The sequence below is a fragment of the Rhodoplanes sp. SY1 genome (genome assembly GCF_046000175.1).
Classification (GTDB): domain Bacteria; phylum Pseudomonadota; class Alphaproteobacteria; order Rhizobiales; family Xanthobacteraceae; genus Rhodoplanes.
Map to the genome: position 1 here is coordinate 1 of NZ_JBEOMB010000379.1, position 814 is coordinate 814.

The following is an 814-nucleotide window of genomic DNA, read 5'->3' on the forward strand; positions in this document are numbered from 1 at the left end:
CGACGATCTCGCCGATCTCGTCGGCCGTCCGATTCCGGACGACGTGGTGAGCACCCAGATCGTACTCTACAACCAGGCGCGGCGACTGCTGAAGCAGCTCTCCTCAGCTGCGCCGCAGCGGTAAGGCTCGTCCGGCTTCGGATGCACCGAGAACAGCCCGAGCTCGTCCGCGGCTACTACGTCACCCGGCCGAGAAGAAGAACGACACCTTGCGGACCTTGAACGGATGGCAGTCGAGCGCGACGACGGCGCGCGGCCGCCGGACGATGTAGAGCCCGGCGTCGTCGTGATCGTTGCCCCACACGGCGAAGAACAGCGAGACGGACGGCGACTCCGACCAGTCGAGCAGCCGCGTCGGCACCCCGTGATGCTGGGCGAGCGCCAGCCATTCCCATTCGGTGATCGGCCGATGGTCGAGAAACGGCAGCGCCTCGCGCTTGAACTGTTCGAGAAGCGCCTCCTCCAGCGCGACCGAATAGGTGAAGCCCTCGCGTGTGCGCCCGACCGAGGGAACGAGCGTGTGGCGAACCGAGGCGACGCCACGGAACAGCCATTCGCCGTTCAGGAAGGGAGCGATGGTCGACTGAAACTCGAGCCAGGTCGACACGCGCTCCCGGCGCCAGAGCTTGCTGGTCAGCGACGCGGACATGGGCCACCCGCTCGGCACACGACGGTTGTCACATGATGCTGAAGCGCGCCCTGCGTGTAAACACCGGTCACACACGTTTTACACGGCCGGAACGCCCGCGGCTCGCCTGTAGCGGGCGTGTATCCTGCTCGCCGAAACCATAGTAACGACAGGACGGACGCCCGG

1 protein-coding gene is annotated in these 814 nt (G+C 66.2%); it reads right to left on the bottom strand.

Going from position 1 to position 814, the window contains the following annotated elements:
* Positions 1–181 precede the first annotated feature (181 nt).
* Entirely contained in the window at positions 182–649 is a 468-nt protein-coding gene (locus ABTU92_RS29810) for an FRG domain-containing protein (RefSeq protein WP_408095153.1), read from the bottom strand.
* Positions 650–814 lie beyond the last annotated feature (165 nt).